We start from the raw sequence: 22,471 nt of genomic DNA on the forward strand, positions 1-22,471 counted from the left end.
GCGAACCGATTAAACGTCAAACACCACCACCAAGTCAGTGCACTGATGAGCGCCCAGCGTTAAACTGACCACGCCGTCTTCGCAAGTCACATCCTCGGGCAGCTCCGCCAGATCACGATCGATGCCCGCTTGATCGGCGACGAAGGCTGCCATCGCATGCGCCGCGAACTGCAGATTCACTTTAGAAGTCGTCGACCGAGATCGAACCAACAACAACCGCGCGGCCAGCTTACCATCGCGGCGACGCTGAACGTCTGCATCGACCACCAGCACATCCGGGGCACTGACGTGCATTAACCAGGCTTGCTGATTTTTAGCCGAATCCAGCTGGACGGGAATGGACTCGCTGCCGGCGATGAATCCGCGAGAGACCGCAATCGGGGCCGGAGCGTCGAACGCCAAGCCAACGCGAAAGTCCACACTGGCAGAGGCGCCGTCTTGATCAGCGACGGGGAACCCAAGGATGGTATCCAAGAAGCGTTCGCCAACCTTTCGGTGCATCGGCAGACCACCGCTACAGATCAAGGTTTGCTTTTCGGCTTCATCAATCAGAACGCCCAGCGGTGCGACCAGTTTGCGTTGGTTTGATGTATGCACTTTGTCACGCACCAGAGGCCGAAACACAGCCGCCTCTCCGGCAACAGCCACTCGCATCGCCACGTAATCATTCCACAGCTGTGCGGCAGCGACCTCCGCCCCTTTTTTCAGGGGAGTGAACGAGCCTTCGATTTCCAGCAATCGACTGCCACGGCGCAACCGGTAAACCAATTCAAACTCGGCAACGTCTTGGTGATCGTCATCGCGAAGTGTGCCCTTGGATTGAATCTCGCCGACCACTTGGGTGCTGCGCAAGACTTTCACTTGCGAGGCGACCATGGTTCCGCCACCGGACTCCTTGGACTTACCACCGCCGACAGCCAATTGCATCGACAGTCGATTGCCACGAGCGGCACTGAACACACCTGAGATGCCGCCGGTGTCTGGATCAATCGAAGCCACTAGAAAACGATTCTGCAGCGCTTTCCCGCGGACGATTCCAGGCTTGCCACCCTTTAACTTGGTAAGCAATCCGTCCCTGGGCAGCGAAGCGGTGGCATTCACGATGCTCATGCCGTAGGCCGGAACATCCACGGTGACATCACAGCGACCGGCGTGTTCTTTGGACGCTGAGGCAGCGTAAATGTACGATTCTTTTGCCGGGCCGCCTTTGCCCAGTTCCAGTTGATCGCGACGGGCGGCGGCGTGAGGATTGAACAGCAAGGCACTGGTGGCGGCCGACGGTTCAACAGGCGTGGCTTTCATCGCCTGACAGGCCACGCCGGCTAATTCCAGCGACTCGTCTGCATCATCCAGCAACGTTGGAACGGCAATCGACAAAACGCTACGCCCGGTCCGCTGGGTTTCCGTTTGAACCCGCTTTGCAAATCCCGCGGCTGCAGCGTGGAGCGACTGATTGGCTGACGATCCCTGAATGGCCTGCGCAACAACGGTCGGTGATCCAGAGGACAGCGTCGCCAGGGAACCATGATGATAAGGCTTTTCGCCATCTGTAAAGTAATTGGGCAGGGTCCAAAACTTGCCCAAGGCAACGCACCACGTCGCGGCACGCACAAAGTCACTAAAGCTATCGCAGACCGATTGCGGCCAGTGCACAAACAAGCCGGTTGCCACTTCACCAGAGTCGATGGCTTCACCTAAGCGGGCGCCGAGGGTCAGGAACGCCGATTCACTGGCAGCATCAATTGGCTTAGCCGTTAACGCTTCAATTTCGGCACCACTTCCAGAGGCGATGACTTTTGATTCGTCACCGAAGCCAACGCCTGCGACAAAGTCGATCGGTATCACACCTTGGTATCCAAGTTCAGCCAAGGTGGGAACCAAGTCCGCTGGAGTCACTCCTTGCAAGCGTCCCATCACCGTCGGGCGTTGCTTGATCGCATCGCTGGCAAGTTGCAGGCCTTGTTCTAAGTCCGCTCGCGCTGCGGCCATGGTCATGGCATCCAAACAGGAAGCGGCGGGCGCAGAGGGTTGGCTCGAATCTCGTTCGGCGGCGCCACCACCGGCCCAACCAATTGCGGGCTGCTGGAGCAAATCCAAAAACTTCTGATAGCCTGGATCCTGACCAGCGTCTTGAATCGCCTTGGCCACATTCCCATCAATCAGCACATTGCGTGGGGTCCCTTGCTTGCCACGATCTTCATCCGCCAAGCAGGCTTCATCAGCGAACTGCTCCAACCAGCCGCCCTCAATCGCTTTGCCAAGAACGCTCGGCGTCAGCAGCGTCAAGTCGATCAGATGTGGGTCGGAGGTAAAGTAATGATCACGTTCCTCCGCCAAGGCATCAAACACATCGTGCAACGACTCGGCGGTTTTCGCGGCATCGCGAGCGATAAAGGCCTCGGCGGCTTCGAGCACTTTGGTCTGTAAGTGCAGTTCATCCAGATTACTGGTGTACCGCAAGCGCCGCGTCATGATTTGGATTTGCAGCGACAAGAAACCGATGGCGTAAAAGTCTTCAACGGCCAGCGATCGGCCCTCGAATTCCAATGGACTGGTTTGATCAAGCGCCTCCTGGCTAGACAATCCAATCGCTTCGGCGAGCTGCTGCCGACTTTCCCCTTCGACCCATTTACAGTCCGGATTCGTTTCGCACTTGCGCTGAAAATCACTGGGCAAGATGGACTGTGACAATCGGGGAACGATGATCAGCCGTGGGCCATCAGGCGTCGGAGGTGCGTCGGCTCGGTACCAGCTAGGCAGTTGCTGGCTACCGGCAATCAGCAACGGGTGCCACAACACCGACCAAGCAGCCAACAAGCCACGAGCGTCAGGTTCGGCGGCATGGGATGGAAAGTCCTCCAACGTCGCGGAGGGCAGCAGGACTGAGCACTCGTCAAAGTGATCCATTGACACACTGAAAGGTTTGCGGAAAGGACAACATCACAGGCACGCCACGGGCGGTTACACGCCTCCATTGGAAGCGTCACCCTTTGTAGGAAACCGCTGACATGCCAAACCCATTTGACATGCCCCTGAATTCTAGAGTGGAACCGGCCCATTTGAACCGGCCCATTTGAACCAGGCAGTCGCTTCCTGAATGGTTCGCTTTCATCGCAAGGGAGCAGAAAAAGATTTGACGCGACGTGTGGCAAGCCGATAGACTAATAGAAGTTGATCCGCAAGCAGTACGGGGGCATCAGCATTTTCGAGCAGCTTTTCGTTCTTATTTCCGGTTATTCACTCTGAAGACGCCATACTTTTCTGCTCATTTCATTTGCCCATTCCATTTGCTCAGATCGCTCACGCCCGACAGCTTGTCCAACTCACGACTCCACAGGCAGCTTGTTAAATGAACGCAGACGTGCTGGGGTTGTTTTGCCGTTTGCGTCCAGAACGTTGGATTTTGTTTGCCATTCCAAAGGAAACGGTTTGGCAACGTGGATTGATTGCAGGGATTAATTGCAGGGATTACCAGTGTGAATTGCCGCTCGCACGCGTGTTGTCACGGCTGATCGGGATGGCATGACTACGGGAATGCGACAGAACCGCAAACCGTCCGCCAAAAAGCGGCCCTAAGAAGGCGACGACGAGATCGTTCAGTTGAGTGGTGGCCAGTAGACCAGTGATTTCCAGTAGACCAGTGATTTCCAGTAGACCAGTGATTTCCAGTAGACCAGTGATTTCCAACGAACTAGTGATTCCAAGGGAACTGCCAACAACCCGCCGACACCAAACGTCTGTCGGGCGCTGGCCAAGTTTCGTGGCCAAACATCACCGAAAACTAGGGGATTCATCAGGACCGGAACCACTTCAATCAAGTAAATCGCCGATCCCGGCAGGCCAAGCGTGGAGGAATCACGATTGTTTGACTAATCTGCCATCAAGGATTGCAGTGGAAGACTCCCAGTGATGGAAATTCTATGGGAAAACCTCACGTTTTCGTCGCGTAGTCAATCACCATTGAGTCTCACGACGAATTGATTCGCTAAACTAGGGCCTTTTGGCCGCGTCTGAGGACCTTATCCAAATTGTCTTCAGCGTTCCGTTTCGACCTTTGGTCAACACGTTCAACTTTTCAACTGTCATTCCTAAGTGGCCTAAACCGCATCGGCACTGACTTGTTCAGCGCAGCGAAGACGCCGTTTGATGCATCGCTTGATAACTCATTGGGCCCGCTCCTTTGATGTTTGAAACGTAGAACACCGACACTTTCATTGACTTTACTTTTCTAAATCACGATCAACTATGGCCAAGAGTTCATCCGTCTGGGGCATTGAAATCGGTCAGTCAGCTCTCAAAGCGCTGCGCTGCTCTCTGGACAACGACACCGTTGTCGCCGATGCCTTTGACTACATCGAATATCCCAAGATCTTGAGTCAACCAGAGGCGGATGCTGATGCGTTGATTGCCGATGCGTTGCGTCAGTTGATTGAACGCAATGAGGGGATGACGGAAAAGATCTGCATCAGCGTGCCCGGCCAAAGCGGACTCTCAAAGTTTTTCAAGCCGCCGCCGGTTGAAGTCAAGAAAATCGCCGACTTGGTGGGCTATGAAGCGCGCCAGCAAATTCCCTTTGATTTGGCAGACGTTGTTTGGGATTACCAAATGATGCCTGGAAGCCAGATCGAAGACGGCTATGCGTTGGAGACAGAAGTCGGTCTGTTTGCGATGAAGCGGGAACAAGCCAACCGGCAACTGGCTCCCTTTGATGACGCGAACCTCGAAGTCGACGTCGTTCAGCTTTCGCCGATCGCGCTGTACAACATGCTGGCCTATGACCGCATGCATGATCTGCTGGCAACGACCACCTTCAACCCCGATTCGCCGCCCAAAAGCGCCGTGATGCTGTCCATCGGAACGGACAGCTCGGACTTGATCATCAGCAACGGGTTCCGGATTTGGCAACGGAGCATGCCGATCGGTGGTAACCACTTCACCCGGCAGCTGACGAAAGACTTGAAAATGACTTTCGCCAAAGCGGAGCATATCAAACGCCATGCTCGTGAAGCAGCCGATCCGAAGCTGATCTTCCAAACCATGCGTCCGATCTTTAACGACTTGGTCACCGAAATTCAGCGTTCGATTGGCTTCTTCCGGTCCATCGATCGCAAGGCCGAGATCGGCGAACTGCTGCTGACCGGTAACACCGTCAAAATGCCCGGCCTAGCGGCCTACCTGGGCAAGAACCTGGGATACGAAGTCCACACCCTCGATCGTTTTAACCGACTCGGTGGCGAAGAGGTGTTGGCGATGCCAACCTTCCGTGACAACGCGACGTCGTTTGCCGTTTGTTACGGCCTGTGCTTGCAAGGCTTGGGCGTTTCAGAAATCAATGCCAGCTTGATTCCTCAGGAAATCCTGACGGCTCGAATGATCCAGGCCAAAAAGCCTTGGACCGTCGCCGGCCTTTCCGTCCTGATACTAGGCATGCTGGTCAATTACGGATTCACCGCCCGCAGCTACCGAACCAGCGAAGGCGGTGATTGGAAAAGCATGCACAGTGAAGTGCAGTCCATGAACGCCGACGCCAACAATCATCGCAGCACCGATAGCGAACTCGAAAGCAAACGAAGCTATCTGAACAAAGTCTCCGCCGAACTCAGTGGCGATCCAGAACGCCGACTGCTGTTCATGGAACTGCAGCGAGCCATCAATCAAATCGTGCCTCGCGGGCGCTACGCTGACCAACAAACCGGCGAACTCCCCTCACCGCTGAAACTCCCCTACAGCGAGCGAATTGATTTCCACATCACCTCGATCGACAGCAAACCCTACGAGGACTTGGCGGACTGGTTCGAGGAACGCAAAGCCCGCTACACCACCGAAGATCTCGACTGGCGTGGCTTAATGAAACCACGTAGCACGGCAGCCGTTGACCCGAATGCACCCGCTGGTGCAACAGGTGCTCCCGCCGGTGCAACGACCGAAGATCCCGGCCCAACCGGTGCCGGTCATGTCGTCGAAATCCAGGGCTATCACTACTTCAACGACACCAGCAAGATTGGTCGGCACGGTAACGATCACATTCGCAAGTACCTGACCACCGCGTTCCGTGATCCTTCACTGTTGCCCAATGGATCCGGACAAGACGACGCGCCGATCAACCGAATCATCACTCTGCCAGATCCAACCAAGCCCGGCCAGAAGATTCAATACACGCCTCAAGAGCTGGGAATCACCTATCCCATGCTGTTGAACCTGGAAACCGCAACGGAAGTTGAAATCGAGAACCCTGACTTCGATAGCAGCACCCTGGTTGAGGGACAGCCACTGGTGGACTTGCCCCCTGACCAACAACCAACCCTAAAAGTGCGTCGCATGGACTTCGTTTTCCAGTTCGTCTGGATTCCGAGCACGCACAGCGAACGCATGGAGAAACGCCGCGAGCAAGCCGAAGCTGCGGCCGCACAACAAGCAGCCGCAGGGGGCGGCGTGCCAGGTGAACCCGGTGCAGTTCCACCTGGACCGGGTCAACCCGGTGCTGTTCAACCCGGTGCTGTTCAACCCGGTGCTGTTCAACCCGGTGCTGTTCAACCTGCACCTGGGCAGCCAGGAACGACTCCCCCAGTTCAACCGGGCACTCAGCCCGGCGCTGCGACCGGGCCACCGGTCGCCGCCGCTGGAAACCCCAACCCACCGACAACACCTTAATTGGACCGCTGGCACGAACCTGTGTCGCGACAGGTCGCCTGAACGAAACATTGAATGACTTTCGCATCCCGGTTCGCGGATCGAAATCAATAAACCATCACCCATCCGGTTCTTCATCAGAGCCACCCCTTAACGGACTCCAGAGCCCTTGACCGGCGGAGTGTTCATTATGGATCAAGTGAAACAATTCTTAAGCGTGATGCAGAAACACGGTTTCTGGATTGGCAGCGGCATCATCCTGATTGGGACCGTTGCCGTATGGTTTATGACTGTCAGCTCCCTGGACTCACAAACCTCAAAGCAAATCAGTGGTATCAAAGCGGACGTGAACATGATCACAACCGTTGATTCCGGCCTTAGCGATCAACCCAACGAAAAAACGCACGAAGAAATGCGAGCGTTGATCGCCGATCAGGAGCAAAAGGTTCTGGAGGCTTGGAAAGAACGTTTCGACGAGCAGCGTGACATCTTGAAATGGCCCACCAAACTTGATGTCGCGGTGAACAACCAGACAGACTCTTTCAACGATAAGTTTCGCTATGTTCTGGACGAACGAACCGGGCAGCTAGACAAAACCAAACTGAAACTTCCGTTCGAAGTTTACGAATCGCATGATGCTGCGGCAAACGACAACAACGTCACTCCCTCCGAACTTCGTTTCTATGCGGATTACATCGGGGTTGACTTACCGAACTATGCCAAGATTGTGGGTGCCAAGTGGGAAGCCGACTTCGAAAAGCAACAAACCGCTGGCTCAATGGGTGTAGGCGGTGAGTTGGAAAACCGCGGCGCGGGTAACCCCAGAACGGCGCTTCAAACCATCCCAGAGGAAGAGCCATTGGTTCGCTGGAGCATTGCCAGCCAAGAATCCCTGCTCTCGGACTTGTTCCCCTGGCGCAGTACCGTGGACGATTATCCATCGGAGCTGGAAGTTTACTATTCCCAAGAGAACCTGTGGATCCTGGAACAGATGTTGCGCATCATCTCCCAAGTCAATGGTGATGCCAAACAAGCCTTCGAAGCCAACATCCGCGAAATCCAGGCCTTGAAAATCGGCAGCAGCGTCGACTTCTCGGGCGGTAGTATCTCGGCTCCCGGTGCACGCGCTGGCGGAGGCGCCTTCGGCATGATGGGCGGCGACATGGATGGCGGCGGATACGGCGGCATGGGTGAAAGCGAAGGCGAGATGGACGGGGGCTTTGGTGGCGGCGGTGGTCCTGAGACGGTTGCACCCGACCCGGGCGAAAATCGCTATGTCAACACAGCGTTGGAACCGATCACCGCATCGAGCCTGCGGCAGACATTGACCGGAAACCAGCCACAAGACGTTGCCCTGGCGATCGCAAAACGCATTCCGGTGCAAATGAATCTGGTCATGGACCAACGCAGCATCCAGAAACTGCTCGCTGCCTGCGGAACAGCTCCTCTGAAAATTGATGTTCGCCATGTCAGCATCCTTCCCAAATCCGGCAAACGCCCCGGCGGCATGCAGTCCGGAATGGGCATGGGTGGTGAAGGCATGGGCGCGATGGGAGGTTTTGGCGGCGAAACCGAAGGTGGATTTGAAGGCGCTGGAGGCGGCCCCTCGCTGCAGGCTGAAGAAGACGAATACCCGTTGGACATGAATGTCAAAATCACCGGATTGATTTACTTCTACAACCCGCCAAGCAAGCAATCACTCGGTGTCGAAGAAGTCAACGAAGAGGTCAGCATTGACCAGTCAGCTGAAGTGATCGAAAGCGACGCCACGCCAGCTACCGGCCCTGCAAATGGGACAGGCACGACAACGCCAGTGACCCCGCCACCGGCTGCACCGCCAGCAACTGGTCCACCAGCACCGGCAACCGGTCCACCAGCACCTGGCATCCCCTCACCAGCACCTGGAACACCGGCACCTGGAACCCCTGTGACACCGCCAGTCGGCGCCCCGACGGCTCCCTAAACGACGCCGCTCAACGCACAAACGGTCTTGCGAAGACTCGACGCAAGACCTTTCCGTCGCACGTCGCTGACGTCGACTTTTTGACTCACTGATCCAGTTGAACCTTCACTACACCGTTACATCGGTACGTAAACATGGACACTGAAAAAGCAAAAGAGTTCATCATTCACAACTTTGAAAAAGCCATTGTTGGAGTGGTGGTCTTGATGGCATTGGTGCTGATTTTTCTTGGCAGTCGAAAGCCAGTGATCACATCGACCTACGACCCCGATGCTGAAAAATCGAAAGCGACCAACGTGCGACGCCGCATTACCGAAGTCGACAATCGCGCGAGCATCATGTCCGAACGTCGCGAAACCGTTTTTGACATCAAGCAACAAACCGCTGGATTCAAGAACAGCATCGCGTCCAAAGACTATGCCATGGGAACGCTGGATTCGACGATCAACGTTTCGAACAAAGTCCGTCGTGAAGACCCGGCCCTTGCCAAACCCGTCGGCATCATGGCCCACGGATTCTTGGGCTCCATGGCACTGGCTTCTCCAACGGGCATGTACGAAATCAAGAACCTTGAGGCTGCTGGCGAACTTGAAAAAGAGGAAAAACGCCGTCCCCGACGAAGGACGAAACCCAAGGCCCCGGAGCCGGGCGAAGGGGCCTTCGGCGAAGGCTATGGCGAAGATGGCGGCGGCTTCGGCGAGATATTTGGTGACAGCAGCGGCGGTGGTGGTGAAGGCGAGGGCGAGGGAATGTTCCCCCCGATGGGCGGTGGCAACTTCTCCAACAACCCGGTTCGCCGTCTAGCCAGTGAAGCGACCAATGGTTTCACGCCTGCGGAAACCAACGCGCCCAACAGCACCCGCAAGCAAATCCCTGCCGCGTTCCCAGCGATGTTCATCGGTGGCACCGCAGCGATTCCTCACGCGGACCTGATCAATGCGTATCAAAAAGCACTTTCCTATGCCGCTGATTACCAACCGATCCGTCGCGACCGCCCTGTCTACTTGGCCTACGAAGTACAGCGCGCCGATGTGACCAACAAGTCCGTCGACCAACTCACTGACAAAGACTGGATCCTCCGTGACACCAATACGCAGACCATTAAGTTGGCGGCCAATTACTGGTGTGGCTTTGCCCCTGAAGTCGTCCCTCCAGACTACTGGGTCAATGGCGTGACGATGTGGATTCCACCGGTCCTGGTTGATCCCTACAAGAGCTTTGCCATCAATCCACTGATCCCATTGAAGACTCAACGAGAGCTCGAAATGGAGGCACTTGCTGAGCAACCGGTTGAGGAAACCGATGTCGAACAAGAGATCATCATCGGCGGTGGCGGCACCAGCGGCGTTAACTATGGTGAAGGCATGATGGGTGGCGAAGGCGAAATGGGTATGGGCGGCGAGGCCGGCTTCGGTGGCGACGACATGCGTTACCAGGGCGGTGTCGCCAGCATGCAAGGCTTGCCTGCTGAAGAAGACCCCGTGCAACACAAACTGCTGCGTTTCTATGACTTCCGTGGCTTGGATCAAAGCAAACCCGATAAAGCTCCAATTCAAATGGGACGCAAGTACGTTTATCGGATTCGCTATGCAGTCGAAGACCCCAACTTCCCACGCGAACGCATCGCGGAACCCAAGAGCAAGCACCTCGCAACCGCTGCTTTCAACCGAGTGTCAGCGTTGCGTGCCAAGTCCGAACAAAGCAACAATCGGGAATTCACTCTCTGGAGCCCTTGGAGCGATCCAAGCGCCCCGGTGTCCTTGCCTGGGTTGGAACAGTCATTTGCTGGCCCGGTTGAAAAAGTCAGCGGTCGTTGGATCGACAAGGATGAAACCGAAGTCTTCTTGGAGTCCACCCCACCGAGTGCAGAAATGGTGATTGGTAAGTTTCAATTCCCACTGGCCAACTTTGCCAACACCAGGATGGACGTGACTCGCGGGTCCGTGCTGACGGCCAAAGCCGAAAAGCCTGAGATCATTGATCCGATTACGTTGGAGGTCAAAGCGATCGATAACGAAGTGGTGATTGATTCCTCCGCCACCGTGATTGACCTAAAAGGCGGCCTGAAGATGCCCCTGCAAGAGGACAATGATGACGAAGACTTGATCACCGAGCCGGACTTTATCCTGATGACCGATAGCAACGGTAATTTAAAGGTCCGCGATGCCATCGAGGAGCAACGGATTTATCGTTACCGGTCATTCGCGACAGAGCGAAACAAATAGTCAGTCGATTCCAGCTAGAATCTCTCTCACGCGATCGTTCCCAGCGGGCGATCGCGTGATTTTGTTTTTGACGGAATCATTGTCCTGCCGGGCAATGATTGCTAGTCTTGAACGATCAACCTGCTGCTGATCCTGTTCACTCATTCGCTTTGTTTGGATACTCCATGACCGGATTTGGTTCTTTCGGTTTGTCGCGCGGTCCCTACCCACAGACCCGCATGCGTCGACTTCGTCGCTTTGAATGGTCCCGACGTCTTGTCGCTCAGTCACAACTCAGTGTTGCCGACCTGATTTGGCCGATCTTTGTTCATCCCGATCATGGTCGCCAGCCGATTGATTCGCTGCCCGGCGTCGACCGCCTGGGAACAGACTTGGTCGTCGATGCCGCCAAGCGTGCCCGCGACCTGGGGATCCCAGCCATTGCCGTCTTTCCAGCGACTCCCGCTGAACTGAAAACGGAGATGGCAGAAGAAGCCACCAACCCCGACAACTTAGTCTGCCAGACCGTTCGCAAAATCAAGCAAGCCGTTGGCGACGACGTTGGCATCATCTGTGACGTCGCGTTGGACCCCTATAGCATTCACGGTCACGATGGCATTGTGCGAGACGGCGACGTCGTGAATGATGAAACCGTTGAAATTCTAGGCCGCCAAGCGGTCGTTCAGGCTGACGCAGGTTGCGACATTATCGCACCGAGCGACATGATGGACGGCCGGATTGGAATGATCCGCCAGGCACTGGAAACCGCTCAGCACACCAACGTGCAGATCATGTCCTACGCAGCCAAATACGCCAGCGCCTTCTATGGCCCGTTTCGCGACGCGGTGGGTTCCAAAGGCAATCTCGGTGGCGCCAGCAAATCAACCTACCAGCAAACTCCAAGCCAAAGTGACGAAGCACTTCACGAAGTTGCGCTTGATCTGGCAGAGGGCGCCGACAGCGTGATGGTCAAACCGGGGATGCCTTACTTGGACATCGTGCAGCGCGTCAAGGAAACCTTTGGCGTCCCAACCTTCGCCTACCAAGTCAGCGGTGAATATGCGATGCTGTCAGCCGCCGGCCAAAAAGGCTGGCTGGATCGCCAATCAGTTGCCATGGAAAGCTTGCTGGGATTCAAGCGTGCCGGAGCCGACGGAATCCTGACCTACTTTGCTCCCGAAGCTGCACAGTGGCTCGCGGAGTCTTGATCGACCGAGGCGGTCGCTGCGATGGACGGTGCTCTGTGCAACGCCAATCCTTTCAAGCATCCTGACTACGTGAAGCTTTACTGCGTGAAGCTTTACTGCGTGAAGCTTTACTGCGTGAAGCCAGCGCCGCGATGCCGGCTTGTTCTAGTCGCACCAAGCGCCAATCAGGCATCACCGTCGCGCCGAGCGATTCGTAGACATCAATCGCGTTCTGGTTCCAATCCAGGACCGCCCACTCCATCCGTCCGCACTGGCGTTCGACGGCGATCCCCGCCAGATGCTGCATCAATGCCGAACCAATTCCCTGTTGACGATGTGCTGGTCGAACATAGATATCTTCTAGATACAAGCCACGCCGGCACATGAACGAGGAGTAGTTTTCAAAGTAGATTGCGTAGGCGACCAAGACCGAGCTTTCTGGCTGAGCGTGTTTATCGGGCCTTTGTTCAACCACCAAGCCTCGCGATGTTCCCTCGCCACCGAGCAAGGCCTGGGCCATTTCTTGGGGAGTTCCGACAAGCTTATCGAGCAACTTTTCAAATTCGGCAAGCTCCCTCAGCATGACGTACAACTCGTCGATATCACCACTTTGAACGGGACGAATCTGATAACGTGAATCCATGGTTTCAAACATCAATGGGCTTACGGACAAACACCGCAGCTGGTCCAAAACAAACCAGCATTCTGGTGTATCCTGTGACAGGCTGTGACACTCAATTGACCTCAGCCTCAACGAAGTACCCCGCTAGGCTGTCGGTGGGTCGGACATCTTCATCTATTTGCCCAATCGTGGCAAGCGAGCCATCGCACTGCTTGCTTTGGAAGGGACGAAGCCGTAAAAATGAAGTCTATTTCGACCAACACCACGCCATCGTCAACCAACGCCGCATTGACACCACCGGTGCAGTCACCCAAGGCAGCTTTAGGCATGAGCGAATCGAATCCAGCGCTGCAAACCACTTCGCCTGAAATCACTCAAGGTGTCTTGAATTCGCTAAAAAAACAGACACCTGATACGGAATCTTCCTGCCTGGTACAGATTTACCCCACCGATGTTGTCGCCGGAATCATCAATTTACAAAAAGAGGATGTCGTCATTGGGCGCGAGGGGAATGTGGACGTCGCACTACCGGACAGCAGTGTCTCGCGACGGCATGCTTGCATCCGTTGGGAAAACCACCAGCATCTGATCGTCGATCTAAACAGTACCAATGGAACCTTGGTCGACGAGGCCGATATCAAACAGTGCACGCTCAAGTCAGGCAATACAATCCGCATTGGCACGTATCTGTTTAAGTACCTGGAAGCGGGTAGCGTTGAAACACAGTATCACGAGATTGTTTATTCGGCGCTCACTCGCGACGCCTTGACCGGCGCGATGAACCGAAGCTATCTGATGGAATCCCTGGGTCGTTGCACCGCAACCGCTCAGCGACGCCAGCAACCATTGGCTGTGATCATGATCGACATCGATCACTTCAAGTCGATCAACGACACACACGGTCACTTGGCGGGCGACGAAGTGCTTACAACCTTTGGCAGCCGCTTCATCGAACTTGGCCGCAACGAAGACTTGTTTGGTCGATACGGCGGTGAAGAATTCTGCATGGTGCTGCCGTCATCAGACGCCGAACGTGCCAAGCAAGCCGCTGAACGCTGCCGTGAAATCATTGCGGGCGTCCCCTTTGAGACCCATGCCGGACCGCTGCAGATCACCGCCAGCTTTGGTGTCGTTGCAACCACGCCTTCGCGAAGTGATACGCCACAGACGCTGACTGACCGTGCTGATCGCCAGCTGTACCGAGCGAAAGAACAGGGTCGCAACCAGGTTTGCGTAGAAGAATCCTGATCAGCTGGCGGCGTTAGCTGACGACTCGCGAAACAAACTGGCAATCACGTCTTCCAACGGCGGGTCCTCAATCGCAATGTCCTCAATGCGATACTGATCCAGTATCTGCGACATGATGCGAGGCACGTTGGCCCGGGGCACTTTCAATTTCACCTTGGGCCAAGTCTCCGAAATGACTTCGCCCATGGTGCTCAATTCGACATGCGATCGTTCATCAAATTGCAGTGTCACGATTTTGTGCCCCGAGAACTGATCGATGATCCCGGATAATGATCCGTCATATTCGATTCGTCCCCGAGCGATCACCACCACGCGTTTGCATAACGCGGCCACGTCTTTCATATAGTGACTGGTGAGCAAAATCGTGATCTTGCGTTGTTCCTGATAGAACTTCAAGAACTGCTGAATGTTGTGCTGAGCGATGACATCCAGACCGATGGTGGGCTCATCGAGAAACAGCACATCGGGGCTGTGCAACAACGCCGCGATCAGCTCCATCTTCATTCGCTCGCCAAGTGACAGCTCGCGGACGGGCTGGTTTAGCAACCGCTTGACCTCAAGCAAATCAGTCAGTTCCGCCATCGTGTCGCAAAACTGATCTGCAGGGATCCCATAGATCTGCTGCTGCAAGCGATAGGACTCCTGAGCAGGTAAATCCCACCACAGTTGATTCTTCTGCCCCATGACCAATGCGAAACGGCGGCGATAGGCGTTGTCTCGTTTCCACGGTGTGAATCCCATCACGGAGGCATCCCCGCTGGTCGGATCGATCACGCCGCTGAGCAGTTTCAACGTCGTTGTTTTGCCAGCCCCGTTGGGTCCCAAGAACGCGACAAACTCGCCGGCTTCGACCTTCAGATCGATGCCACGGACCGCGTCAACCTGTTCGTACTCGCGATGAAACAAGCCCTTGATACTCTGCTTCAACCCCTCGCCCTTGCGATAGACACGATAGGACTTGGTCAGCTGTTTTACTTCAATGATTGACATCGCAGATCGCAGGTAGGGAATACGGAACCGCCCTCGGCGAAGGCCCTTGCAGTGACAGATTGTATCGGCAACCCGAGTGGCTGTTCAGGCCCGCAGCTGAAATGTCGCACAATCCATCACGTCCGAACAATCACCCCCAACCGCCAGAGCCTCGCCAGGGGTGTGTGGCTGGGCATCGCCTGCGGCATTGTCGCGGCTCCTGGTTTACCTTAGGATCTTTTTGCGACATCACTGCATTTCCCCTTCAACGCCAACGATTCTTGCTGGTCTGATCGATGCCTGACGCTGCTGCTTTACCGAACCTTCGAATTGGCCTGGGCTATGACTCTCACCGCATCGTCCCCGGCGGGCCCTTACAGGTTGGCGGGATCAGCATTCCTTGGGATCACCACCTGGACGGCCATAGCGATGCCGACGTGGTGCTGCACGCGCTCACAGACGCCTTGCTAGGAGCGATTTGCCAACAAGACATCGGCCGGCTGTTCCCCAACACCTCTGACGACAACGCCGACCGAGACAGCGGCGACTTTGTCGACGAGGCGATGCGCCGAGTCCGAGCAGAGTCCATGCAAGTGGTTAACCTGGACTGCGTGATCCTTGCCGAACGCCCCAAGATGGCTCCACACATCGATCAGATGCGTCAAGCCATCAGTGAACGATTGGGCGTGGACAGGAATCAAGTCAGCGTGAAAGCCAAGACCGGTGAGGGTGTGGGAGAAATCGGCAACGGTCAGTCGATGGCTTGCCGAGTGGTGGTCTTGCTAGCGGGGCAATGAGCACGCGCCGCTCAAAAGACCGACACTTGTCAGTCATTGACTTTCCGTGACAGCTGCATGTGATTGGGCCCTAGGAACATCAACAACATCGCCCCGGGTGCCGCGTATCGATCGAACACTGCAGCGTGGAACTCGTCTTCACCCGGCCACGGGTACGAGTAAACCAGCGCAAAGTCGTCCAGTTCCAAGTCCCAGGCATGGTATGGATTCTTGCCCTCATGATACAGCGAGGGCAGCGTCGGATCGTCCGCTAAGTGCTCTGCGCCTGGCGGCAAGAAGTTCCCAGCGAACAACTGTACCCTGGCGAGCTCCTGTCCGTTGGCCGACCACTGCTGGATGGTTTGCTTGGCTTGCTGAACTAAGTCTGGGTGTGACTCAATGGCATGACTGTTCCAGTTCAAAGAGTCGGCTAAACAAGCAACGGCGGCAAAGCCACAGCCCCACTCAAGAAATCGCGAGCCAATCATGGGCTGAGCCTTCGCGAGCCACTGGAGTGTCTGATAGACCAGGAAATAGTCCGCCGCCACAAACTGCTCGGCATGCGACTGAGCCCAGCAATCCTGAAAGGCCTGAATCCGTTGTTCCAGTAATCGAATGCCCTGTTCCGTCTGTTGCGGTACGGGAATCGAATCAATTTCAGAGGGTAAATCAATCGAGCGTAACATGCTGGCCTCTCAAGACAGAAGACTGCGATCAGCGTTCAAAGTTGAACGAACAGTCTGCCTTCCAGGCCCGATGACTGCAAGCAGTCAATCAAGAACCGATTGAGGAATCATAGCTTCCACCGGAACTCTGTGGCGGCTGCGGAGGCAACCCCGGTGCTTCGGCCCCATTGGGATAGTGCCCCGGCGGTACGACGCCGCCACTACTTGGCCCTCCCATCCCCGGCCCCGATTGAGCATAAGAATCGTAACGCGCGTCGTACTGCGCGTCTGATCCTGCCGGTCGATAGCCTCGCACAACGTACGCGTCATGTGCGATGGCGTCGTGTTGATACCGGCGGCGATAGGAATCGCCATACCCGTAGCCAATGCTTTGGTAGCTACCACTGGCACTACTACGGTAATAGGACTTGCCGGTGAATTCGTCCATCTTGTTGATCACCACGCCCAAGATACTTGCTCCGGCGGATCGCAACATGGCGACAGCCTCACGAGCATTGGGACGACAGCGGCGACGAATTCGCATCACCAGGATGGTTGAATCAACATAGGTCGTCACCACGGCGGGGTCACTGACCATCAGCAACGGTGGAGTGTCCACGATCACGTAATCATAGTTTTCGCGAGCCCATCGGAACACTTCAGCGACTTCAGCTAACGCCAAGGCTTCGGCCGGGTTGGCCGGCAGAGGACCACAAGGCAAGATATCAAGATTATCGATCGGCGAGTGGCACACGGCCTCTTCTGGGGCTAATTCACCATTGAGCACGTTCGTCAATCCAACGTTGGTGGACAGGTTAAACCGCAACGACAATCGGGGACTACGAAGGTCCAAGTCAATCAGTAGCGTTCGCTTGCCGGACTGGGCCACAAGACAACCGATGTTTCCAACCAAAGTACTTTTTCCATCGCCAGGCAACGGACTGGTCACTTGGAAAACCTTGCTATTGAATTGCCTTTGTTCAAACAGCATGGCTGTTCGAACGCCGCGCACCGCTTCTGCGGCAGCCGAATAAGGCCGGTGAACAACCGCTAGTTTTGGATCAAGCTGATCGACATGTGGATCACCCACTTTGGCGGACTGAACCATTGAATCGTCCAGCGGGATATGCGACAGGACAGGCAATCGCAAATCACTGTGCACTTCTTCGGCACTGCGGAACATCTTTGCACTGGCCTCGAACGTCATCGCCAACAGGCCGCTGATGCCCAAACCGAACAAGCCATAGATCAGCAGATAGCGTGTCAATTCGGGACCAACACGAATCGCGGGGCTGGTCTCTTGAATCTGCTTGACCATGATACCATCGTTGACATGAGCAAGATTCAACGCCGCCAACTGCTGCTCCAACTGGAAGCGCAGTGCATGAATGGTTTCCAAGCGACGATTGAACGATGCGTCATTTTCTTCGGCCTTCTTTAGCTCGTCTGCAAGCTGCCGCTCACGTTCAATCTGAACGTCAATGCTTTGCATGTCTTCGTCAAGAATATTGATCCGCTCGGTGATTCCATTGACGTAGGCGTCGACCATCACCGAGGCCGCATTCTTGGATGCGTCACGTGGACGCTGTGATTCTGGATCATTTTTGTTCTTGGCCTGCAGTTCAGCAATCCGATTGGACATCAGCTGATTTAGCTCGTTCAGTTTTCGCTGTGAGGATTCAATCTGCAGCGCAATCGATTTCACTTCGGGGTGCGAAGGACCGAACTGCAGCTCCATCTGGTCGCGTTTAATTTGCAGCGGAATCAGCTTGCGTTGCACTTCAAGACGCTGCAGGGTCAAGTCATCTTGACGTTGGTTTTCGCCATTCAATGCTCGCTTGATTCCTGTCATGCCTTCGTGATTGAGAGACCCCAGCAGCCCGATCACTTGCGCGACAATGGCGGGATCCTGGTGCCGCTGGATCGTTTTCTGAGCCAAGCGCAAGTCGCTTGAAAGCAATCGGAGCTGCTGCTCCAAGTCCAAGCGATTTTTTTGCAGCATCACTTGCCGTTCGCGGTGCGGGTTGATGGCCTGTCCATCAAGGTCCCATTGCAGAGGCGCCGTTTCACGAAACCTTCGATACTCCTGCTCCAGCTTTTCCTGGTCGGGCAGCAACTTGTTTCGCGCATTGTTGACCAGGTTTTCAATCTCTTTGATCGTTGCCTGACGTTCGGCGTCAAAGTGCTGACGAATGGCACTGTAGAACCCATTGATCGCAGCCACACAGGCATAGGGGTCTTGGCTCTGATAGTTCAGACCAACGATCATGCGATCACGAGAGTCTTTTACCGCAGTGATCGTATGAAACCGCACGCTACCGCGAATCGCCGAGACCACTTGTGCTTCGCTGCGCCCACGCATTGATGGCGATTGACGCAACTGAGGCGACATGGCCACACGCTTGACAATCGCATCAGAAATCACCAGCGATTCCATCAGATTGCCGCTGGGCACACCACCTTGCACCAACCCCGTGGCGGTGTCCAAAGAGAGCGGCGTTTCGCTCTTGAACATCAACTGAGTACTGGAAAGAAACGTCGTTGGCGTGCGTTTATAATTCCAATAGCCGATAATCAAACCAGCAAGCAGCAACATTCCGATCAACCACTTGTATCGCCACAAGATGGTTAAAACGGATTCGCCATTGGCAGGCGACTGGTTCTGCGAACCATAGGCGCCGCTGGTATCAAAGCCCACTGGCGTGGACGGTGGCATGTCTAACATTCCAAAACCACGAAGGTTGCAAAGGTGTGCTGTCCCGGAAAAGTACACCCTACTCTACAACACTCACCATTTGCCTTCGCGGATTCCCTTCGCGAAATCAAGCCGGTTTTCCCCAACCAGGTGACCGTCAATCCCTATCGCAGCAATGCCCAGGCGACGGCATCAACCGATTTTCCGCAACACCAACAGCGCTTCTAGCAACTCGCTATCGAACGGTTGTGGGTCATCAATGTCGTAGCCAAAGTCAAAGGTCTCGACGATCTCGAAACGATCGGATGCCTTTTTTAGAAGCCGCTTCAATTGCTTGGCGGTATACAGCCGCAGTGGAAACTCGCTGACAATCCGTACCTTCTTGCCGCTGCGTTGGACGGCATTGAGTTTGATCCTGAGGGTTTCCTGACGCCGCTTCAGGTCCGATTGTGGCACCGAAATCACAGTCTTCAGCACCGTTCCATTGCTGCGACTGGTAAAGCGTTCAACCACCGGATCATACTCTTCTTCAGGATCAAGATGCATGCCCAGGACATACAGCCCCTGATCATTCAAGCAATCAGCCACACAGTTCAGATGTGCCAACGCCTGTTGTTCAGTCAACAAATGACGAAACGTATTGAAGGTACAAAATGCGGCGTCAAAGGGAGCATCAAAATGAAAGTCGGCCATGTCACCGTTGATCGCCGTGGCGGTCAACCCGCGACGCTTCAAACGCTGCTTCATGTAGGACAACATTGGATCACTGAGGTCCAAGCCCGTGGCGTCATACCCCAGGGCTGCCATCGCAATCACCAAGCGTCCCGTGCCACAACCTGGTTCAAAGAGGCGTTTGATCGGGCCATTACCATAACGCTCAAACGCTTGTTGAAAAAACTCAACCTCGCTCGCTGTCTCATCTCGAAACAACATGTCGAAATATTGAGGGTAATCGTACCAGCTTGCTTCGCTCATTCCCATCGCTCCACCAATTCACGGCCTTTGCTGTCAGGCGTCGCCTGTGACGCAAGCAGAGCTTAGCGGATGCTCGCTGGCAGCAAAAGCCAACGAGCAGCTTTGCATCTCAATGCCCGCGACCGGCGATCAGGGAAGCGGGACAATTTTGCCGTACAGGTGGCCGCCAACCTTTCCGTGTTGCCAGGTTCCCGCGTAGCGGGCGCCGGCTTTACTAACATGCAACATGACTCGTGAGTCAAATGTTCCCATGCCTGGAATCCACAGTGAGTCCAGTGTGATGACTGGCGCATTGCCAGCCCACAAGATTTTCAGATCGAGCGGCACTTCAGCATCGACGTCACCGTATTTGATGCGTGCCGTCATTCGATACATGTCTTTTGCGGGCAGCTTTTCACACTTGCTGATCGTATAGGCCTCTTCCTTCGGCGGAGCCTCTTGACCGTCAATCGTGAAGCGACCAACAAACTGAGTGCCTGAAAGGTACTTGGCCAACCGCTCTTCACGGCTCTCTGACGATTCTGGCTTTTCCGGGGGCTTAGCTGTTTCCGGTAAGATCTCCTGCGCCGAGACAGGACCGCATGACAACATGGCGACCAATACTCCGGCCATCATCCATCCAGGGGAACGCAAGGCTCCCGCAGCCTTTAAAAGACGAGTCAACATAGAGAGCTTCCTAGGGTTCATTTCTGTGTTACTGGAACTTCCAAGACATCAAAAGTTTCACACGACCGACGCCAATCGCCAGAGGCCATCGCACTTGAAAACACAACGATGCAGCAAAAACCAATCCTGACGCGTCCGGTCACCCTCTCAGAATAACCGATTTCACAGGCCACGGCGGTCGCCACACTGGACCATCGTTTGCCCCAAGGATCAACAGGGCAAAAAAAAACGGCCCCGATGGGGCCGTTACGCTGAAAGAGGATGTGCTGCCGTTGCTGGCAACGGCCAGATCAAGCCGCCTTAGGGGCGAACAATCTGGTTGGTGCGTTGCACGTTGTCACGCTGGTTCAAGAACAGCTTTGGCAAGTTCGTGGGACGACGGTTTATCGCGTTAGACCGCATCGGTGCGAAATCTGCTGCGTTTGATGCCGAGCCAAAGGGAGTGGTCACGCTATCGGACATGTTCTGCAAGTAGCCCTGCAGTTTCCAACCAGGAATGATGGTGACGCCGGACTCGATCGCTCGCTGCTTCGCTTCACCAACAGCCCGCACGGCATCCGCCGCCAGGTCCTCGTTTGGACCACCCAAGCTGGCTTCACCGACGACCAGGAACCGTACGCTAGGATCCAAAAATCCGCTACGTGCTCCGTTGTCAACGACTTCAGCACCGGCGTCCAGAATCATGCCTTTCAATGGTTCGTTATCGGGGCGGCCATCACCATCCAGATCGATCGGTCCAGCCAAGGCAATTTTAACGGTACGCCCTGGGGCCCAGAACGGCGAGTAAACCGAGTCGCCAGCAATGATGGGGTCGCCAATTTCAGGTCGTGCAATGACACGAGCTTCTGCAAGGTGAGCGTCCAAAATCTTCGTGATTTGAATCGATGCTTTCACCTTGGCGTCTGCAAGTCGAGCGGTGTCATCACGGTCAACGACGCCAAATGTAATGCCAGGACGCAGAGCATCCGCAGAACCGAGGTTAATCGAAACCAGTGTTCCACCCGACTGAATGTAGCGAATCTCACCCTGAACGGTCTCGAATTGGCCGACACGCAAACGCTGCAATTCAAGACGCTGCGATTCGATCGTGGACTCCAACAACGCGATGCGGTTGTCTCGCTTCTTCAATTCAGCAGCGTTTTGGTTTCGCAGGATGTCAAAGTCGCGCTTGCTGCGATTCATCGCGTCCTTGGCTTCTTCTTGTTTCTTCAGCATCGCCTCACGGTCAACAGCGAACTTATCGGTCTCGATTTTCAGCTCTTTGACTTTCTCATCCCGATCGTCTTCGGCGAGCTTCTGAGCAGCACGAGCCGCCGCGACATCGCGCTTCTTTTCATCTTCAAGCTGCTTTTGGCGATCTTGTGACGCACTCAGCAAACGGCTTTGGGTGGTGTAGGCGCCACGCAACTCCGAAAGAGCGGTTTGGTAGTTCTGGACCGCCGATGGCTTTAACTTGCTCAGCAGACCCATGTCTTGAACAAAGATCTTAGACATGCCGTCGATCTTTTCATCACCCGAAGAGGTCGTGGAGAGTGTGTCGACTTCGCCAGTATTCCAGCTGGTGCCACCGACCATCTTGCTAAGCGTTTCGATCTTGCGGTTTTGATCGCGAATCTGATTCGCACTGCTCGCAACCTTTGTCTTTTCATCAGCCAGCTTACCGGCTGTCTCGTCGCCCGAACTCCACAACAAGAAGTTCACGATCAAGGAAATGACAAGTAGGATCAAGCTGGTGATCATACTGCCGCGAATTACGGAATCATCTCTTGCCGGCATGGCAGCTTACCCAATTGATTAGTGAAAAGACTGAGACTGAGCAGGTCGCCCCGACGCAAACGTCGATCGACCTGGAAGACCAGATGAAAAGTTCT

General features: G+C 55.1%; 15 protein-coding genes. 6 read left to right on the forward strand and 9 right to left on the reverse strand.

From position 1 onward, the window contains the following. Positions 1-9 precede the first annotated feature (9 nt). Both SV7mr_RS16835 and SV7mr_RS16840 read right to left on the reverse strand, forming a co-directional pair. Positions 10-2,907 carry a hypothetical protein gene (locus SV7mr_RS16835; protein ID WP_145274741.1) on the reverse strand — a complete coding sequence of 966 codons (2,898 nt, stop codon included), beginning with the start codon at positions 2,905-2,907 and terminating at the stop codon, positions 10-12. Between the two features lie 689 nt (positions 2,908-3,596). Continuing rightward, entirely contained in the window at positions 3,597-3,794 is a 198-nt protein-coding gene (locus SV7mr_RS16840; protein WP_145274744.1) for a hypothetical protein, read from the reverse strand. Positions 3,795-4,245: 451 nt separating this feature from the next. On the opposite strand from SV7mr_RS16840, the gene pilM reads away from it, so the two are divergent. The 4 genes from pilM (at position 4,246) to hemB (ending at position 12,005) form a co-directional block, all read left to right on the forward strand. Next, the gene (gene pilM, locus SV7mr_RS16845) at positions 4,246-6,651 is read left to right on the forward strand and encodes a type IV pilus assembly protein PilM (RefSeq protein WP_419187503.1); all 2,406 of its coding nucleotides are present in this window, start codon (positions 4,246-4,248) and stop codon (positions 6,649-6,651) included. A 169-nt stretch (positions 6,652-6,820) separates the two neighbouring features. After that, on the forward strand, positions 6,821-8,593 hold the full coding sequence (locus SV7mr_RS25520) for a hypothetical protein (protein ID WP_419187504.1): 1,773 nt from the start codon (positions 6,821-6,823) through the stop codon (positions 8,591-8,593). 134 nt (positions 8,594-8,727) lie between these two features. Continuing rightward, the gene (locus SV7mr_RS16855; protein WP_145274747.1) at positions 8,728-10,818 is read left to right on the forward strand and encodes a hypothetical protein; all 2,091 of its coding nucleotides are present in this window, start codon (positions 8,728-8,730) and stop codon (positions 10,816-10,818) included. A gap of 218 nt (positions 10,819-11,036) precedes the next feature. After that, positions 11,037-12,005: a porphobilinogen synthase gene (gene hemB / locus SV7mr_RS16860; protein WP_145278532.1), complete on the forward strand. Its 969-nt coding sequence runs from the start codon at positions 11,037-11,039 to the stop codon at positions 12,003-12,005. A gap of 52 nt (positions 12,006-12,057) precedes the next feature. Here the strand turns inward: hemB and SV7mr_RS16865 are convergent, their stop codons facing one another. Then, complete coding sequence (locus SV7mr_RS16865) at positions 12,058-12,627, reverse strand: GNAT family N-acetyltransferase (RefSeq protein WP_419187505.1); 570 nt, start codon at positions 12,625-12,627, stop codon at positions 12,058-12,060. Between the two features lie 219 nt (positions 12,628-12,846). Here SV7mr_RS16865 and SV7mr_RS16870 point away from each other — a divergent pair, with 219 nt between their 5' ends. Continuing rightward, the gene (locus SV7mr_RS16870; RefSeq protein ID WP_145274750.1) at positions 12,847-13,854 is read left to right on the forward strand and encodes a GGDEF domain-containing protein; all 1,008 of its coding nucleotides are present in this window, start codon (positions 12,847-12,849) and stop codon (positions 13,852-13,854) included. Here SV7mr_RS16870 and SV7mr_RS16875 read toward each other — a convergent pair whose 3' ends face one another. Further along, positions 13,855-14,844, reverse strand: coding sequence for an ABC transporter ATP-binding protein (locus SV7mr_RS16875; protein ID WP_145274753.1), 990 nt, complete (start codon positions 14,842-14,844; stop codon positions 13,855-13,857). It lies immediately after the preceding gene. A 275-nt stretch (positions 14,845-15,119) separates the two neighbouring features. Between SV7mr_RS16875 and ispF the strand changes: the two genes are divergently transcribed. After that, positions 15,120-15,620 carry a 2-C-methyl-D-erythritol 2,4-cyclodiphosphate synthase gene (ispF, locus tag SV7mr_RS16880; protein WP_145274756.1) on the forward strand — a complete coding sequence of 167 codons (501 nt, stop codon included), beginning with the start codon at positions 15,120-15,122 and terminating at the stop codon, positions 15,618-15,620. Positions 15,621-15,649: 29 nt separating this feature from the next. On the opposite strand, the gene SV7mr_RS16885 is transcribed toward ispF, so the two are convergent. The 5 genes from SV7mr_RS16885 to SV7mr_RS16905 form a co-directional block, all read right to left on the reverse strand. Next, on the reverse strand, positions 15,650-16,285 hold the full coding sequence (locus SV7mr_RS16885) for a class I SAM-dependent methyltransferase (RefSeq protein WP_145274759.1): 636 nt from the start codon (positions 16,283-16,285) through the stop codon (positions 15,650-15,652). Positions 16,286-16,373: 88 nt separating this feature from the next. After that, on the reverse strand, positions 16,374-18,980 hold the full coding sequence (locus SV7mr_RS16890) for a polysaccharide biosynthesis tyrosine autokinase (protein ID WP_419187506.1): 2,607 nt from the start codon (positions 18,978-18,980) through the stop codon (positions 16,374-16,376). Between the two features lie 171 nt (positions 18,981-19,151). After that, on the reverse strand, positions 19,152-19,934 hold the full coding sequence (locus SV7mr_RS16895; RefSeq protein ID WP_145274765.1) for a class I SAM-dependent methyltransferase: 783 nt from the start codon (positions 19,932-19,934) through the stop codon (positions 19,152-19,154). A gap of 129 nt (positions 19,935-20,063) precedes the next feature. Continuing rightward, positions 20,064-20,600 (reverse strand): hypothetical protein, encoded by a 537-nt coding sequence (locus tag SV7mr_RS16900; RefSeq protein WP_145274768.1) that lies wholly within the window; start codon positions 20,598-20,600, stop codon positions 20,064-20,066. Positions 20,601-20,900: 300 nt separating this feature from the next. Beyond that, the gene (locus SV7mr_RS16905; RefSeq protein ID WP_419187507.1) at positions 20,901-22,301 is read right to left on the reverse strand and encodes a hypothetical protein; all 1,401 of its coding nucleotides are present in this window, start codon (positions 22,299-22,301) and stop codon (positions 20,901-20,903) included. Positions 22,302-22,471 lie beyond the last annotated feature (170 nt).

The sequence above is a fragment of the Stieleria bergensis genome, from assembly GCA_007745635.1.
In the GTDB taxonomy this organism is placed as follows: Bacteria; Planctomycetota; Planctomycetia; order Pirellulales; family Pirellulaceae; genus Stieleria; species Stieleria bergensis.